This is a genomic window from Bacteroidales bacterium (assembly GCA_041671145.1).
Lineage (GTDB): Bacteria > Bacteroidota > Bacteroidia > Bacteroidales > JAHJDW01 > JAQUPB01.
Genome location: JBAZBZ010000081.1, coordinates 1 through 3,818, shown reverse-complemented (window position 1 = coordinate 3,818; position 3,818 = coordinate 1). Strand labels below are relative to the sequence as shown.

Here is a 3,818-nt window from a genome sequence, read left to right as displayed (position 1 = left end):
TAAATGATAAAATAAACTATATTTGTATTAATGAAAAATAGCAGAGAAATGACTTCAATGGGACAATCAGTTTTGGTGGCACAGTTTACTGCGAAATAGGTGGTCTACTTTGCTCGGAATATCCAATCTATCAAAATAATTTATCTTTGAAAACTTAAATCGTAAAATTATGGCAAAAAAAACAACATCAAAAAGCAATGTAGGAACTAATAAAAAATCAGTGTCCGAAACAGGAAATGCAATGAATGTTGCAAATTTTGAAGATTTAATTTCATTTTGTACAGGATACGGAACTACCTATAATCCGTCAAATATAGCACTTAAAATTACTTCTTTAAACACACTTTTTACAAGTGCAAAAAATTCGCTTGCTGCAATAAACACCATGTTGCCTCCTTGGAAGAATGCTGTTAATGCGAGAAAAATCACATTTTTACCATTAAGTAAATTAACTACAAGAATTATAAATGCACTTGATGCAAGTAATGTTACCCGTCAATCTGTAGCCGATGCAAAAACTTATGCTCGTAAAATTCAAGGAAAAAGAGCAAGTGAAAAATTACCAACAGTTATTGACAATCCTGCAACGCTTGAAAACGAAAGCCATAAAAGTATTTCTGCTTCACAAATGGGGTTTGACGACCGTATTGAAAACTTTGATAAACTCATACAATTTCTGTCATCACAAACAACTTACACACCAAACGAAGCCGACTTAAAAATAACAGCTCTTACGACTTTAATAGCCGATATGCGAAACAAAAACACAGCAGCAATAAACGCATATACCCCATTAAGCAACACCCGAATAACAAGAAATAACATAATTAACACCACAGGAACTGGCTTGGTTGACATCGCAGAAGAAGTAAAAAAGTATGTAAAATCAGTATTCGGAGCAACAAGTCCACAATATAAACAAGTAAGCGGTCTGAAATTTACTAAAATTAAGTAATATTAAAAAGGAAACTTTTTACTTTACTTTGGAAACAAGCTACTTGATTTAGGAAATTTTCAACTTATACATAGAAACTTCTAACTTATAGTTGGAGAAACTCAACTTATACTTGGAGAAACTTAACTTATAGTTGGATAAATTCAACTTATACTTGGAGAAACTTGACTTAGAGTTGGAGAAACTTGACTTATACTTGGAAACATATAACTTACAAAAGGAAACAAGTAGCTGCATATATGACAGACACTCCCACAAAAGCCAACCCGATTGCATTCACATTTGCATTTGCTCCAACACGCAGGCAACCAAAACAAATGCAAAAGAGAATGCAAGCATACACACGCATTATACTTAATTGATGACAAAGTAACCTGACATTAAAAAAATTCCCTGTGCCTAACATGTTGCTTATTCAATGCGGGTGTTTGGTGGTGTTTGAAAATATATAATAATTTAATTAACTTTGCAGTATCTTGAAAATAAAGTGCGTTTTATTCCCGCACTGAAATAAGCAACCAACCGTTGGGGGCAAGGCGAACATTATAGCTATATGATACACTTAAAAATAAAACAAACATGAAAAAACTTTATATATTAAATTTATTACTTTGTGTAAGCATATTTAGCATAGCACAATTTAAACCAATTACAAATGGAAAATGGATTTCCGAAAGACATAATGTAACTTGTCTTGACAATAATATGTTGGATGACTTTTGCCTAGCCAAACAATATATGATTGAAGGAGATTCATTTTTAAATCTCAAAAAATATTATAAAATTTATTGCATAGAGAAAACAAGAAAATCATATTCCATACCTTTTTCATACAATTTTTCTAATAAATACTTTTGTGGTTTGATAACTAATGATTCAATAAACAAAAAAATATATTATTTACCAGAAGGAACAAATAATGATACATTATTATTTGATTTTAATTTAAAAAAACATGATACATTACCTAAGACATATATAAATAGTATTACTTATCATTATTTCGTAGTTGATTCGATAGATTCCGTTTATTATAATTCTAAATATTACAGAAAGTATTTTTTAAAAAGCGACATAGAACCGCTGTTTCCACAAAGTTTATTTTTATTGGAAGGACAGGGCAGTTCTGTTGGATTACTTGAAGATTTGTCTTTAATATACTCATTTGAATCAGGAAATTGGTTAAGTTGTTTTAGTAGTAGTGCATTTAGTTATCACAGTTTTAATACATATGATAACATTCAATGCGACATCGAAACAAATATTAACAATAAACTTTTAGGTGATTTTTCTTTTAAAATTTATCCTAATCATGTCTCCTCTCAATTGACAGTAGAAACAACACCATTGGCAAAAGAAAGAATTTTAACAATTTTGAATATAAAAGGACAAGAATTAATAAGAAAAAAACTTGTAGACACCAAAACACAGATTGATATTAGCAACTTGACAAGCGGAATTTATTTTGTGAAACTTATAACTGACAAGACAGTTGAAGTGAGAAAGATAATAAAAGAATAAAGCCCAGCCCCCAACATGTTGCTTATCCAATGCGGAGTTATGAGGTTTGGAAAGTTCAATACTATTTATTACTTTTGTTCTCGGTTGAAAAAGAAGTGCGTTTTAATTCCGCACTGGAATAAGCAACCAACCGTTGGGGGCAATTACAGAAGCTAAGAATGCACATCATGGAAAATGAAAATATTAATAATATTTCTATTGATATAACAAAGTTAGAGTTTGATTATAGAATTTATCGAGAAAGGAAGTATATATACATACCATTTTTGATACTTTCAATTTTATTAGCAATTTCAGGATATGGTTCACTTTTTAGCTACATTTCAATGCTCATAGTTTTGATAATTTTTAATTTAAGGATTAAAAAGAAAAGAAAATTGAATGATAGGAAACAGAAGCTTAACTGTGATTTAGACAATATCAGAGACAAAATTGAAATCAACAAGTTTTTTGATATTAAGACAAGAATAGCCAAAATAGGCAGATAATAAATAGCATATTATGACTCGATACATTTATAAAACATTGATAATTTTTCTTATTTTGAATAATCTTGACTTATTTGCTCAAATTGACACTAACCGTAGTAGGAAAAATAAAGCAATGGAGACTTATAATAAAATGTTTTTTATTCCAAAATCTGACACGGTTTGGAAATCTTTGACAATTGATATGAAATGGAAATTTGTTTCAGACAGTATTGGTGGTTGCCTGACAGGCGGACAATACTGTGTTGATTCAAAATGTGGAGGAATGGGTTGCTGCTTTAATATGAATCCGTATTGGAATAGTTTTTTGACACTGCCAAAAAAAGATTTAGTTGATTTTTTAATAAGTAAATTATCTGACACAGTAAAAACTAAAGTCCATACATGCCCTTATTTTAATGCAACAAAAGCAGAACTTGCAACATATTGTTTGCAACGTATATTTAAAATAAATTGGTACGACATTGACAAAAAATATCAAAAATATGTTGACGGGACTTTAAAGCCCACAGAAGATTTTTATTCATTACAAGACGTTTTACAAAAGTTACTAATTGACAAGAATGAATTAAAGAAGATGAAAATTTATTGGACTAAATTGAATATATAACTGCCCCCAACATGGGCTTAGCGTTAGCGGGCGGAAATTAGTATTTGATAATTCAGTAATTATTTATAAATTTGTTTTCGGGGGAAAGTGACGCAGGTATCAAATGCCCGCCAACTCTAAGCCCCAACCGTTAGCGGTAATTTACTAAGAAATATTTGCAAATATGGACAAACTAAAGGATACTTTGAATTTAATTGAAAAATGGTGCAATGATAATAATGTTGCTGTTTTTTATGGTGCTATT

Annotated in this window: 5 protein-coding genes; all 5 read left to right on the top strand. The window is 30.2% G+C overall.

What is annotated here, in order from left to right:
• Window positions 1-169 precede the first annotated feature (169 nt).
• On the top strand, window positions 170-955 hold the full coding sequence (locus WC223_13930) for a hypothetical protein (protein MFA6925341.1): 786 nt from the start codon (window positions 170-172) through the stop codon (window positions 953-955).
• 239 nt (window positions 956-1,194) lie between these two features.
• Window positions 1,195-1,317, top strand: coding sequence for a hypothetical protein (locus WC223_13925; GenBank protein MFA6925340.1), 123 nt, complete (start codon window positions 1,195-1,197; stop codon window positions 1,315-1,317).
• A 217-nt stretch (window positions 1,318-1,534) separates the two neighbouring features.
• Window positions 1,535-2,476: a T9SS type A sorting domain-containing protein gene (locus tag WC223_13920; GenBank protein MFA6925339.1), complete on the top strand. Its 942-nt coding sequence runs from the start codon at window positions 1,535-1,537 to the stop codon at window positions 2,474-2,476.
• A gap of 167 nt (window positions 2,477-2,643) precedes the next feature.
• On the top strand, window positions 2,644-2,964 hold the full coding sequence (locus WC223_13915) for a hypothetical protein (GenBank protein MFA6925338.1): 321 nt from the start codon (window positions 2,644-2,646) through the stop codon (window positions 2,962-2,964).
• A 13-nt stretch (window positions 2,965-2,977) separates the two neighbouring features.
• The gene (locus WC223_13910; protein MFA6925337.1) at window positions 2,978-3,574 is read left to right on the top strand and encodes a hypothetical protein; all 597 of its coding nucleotides are present in this window, start codon (window positions 2,978-2,980) and stop codon (window positions 3,572-3,574) included.
• The last annotated feature ends 244 nt before the right edge of the window (window positions 3,575-3,818 follow it).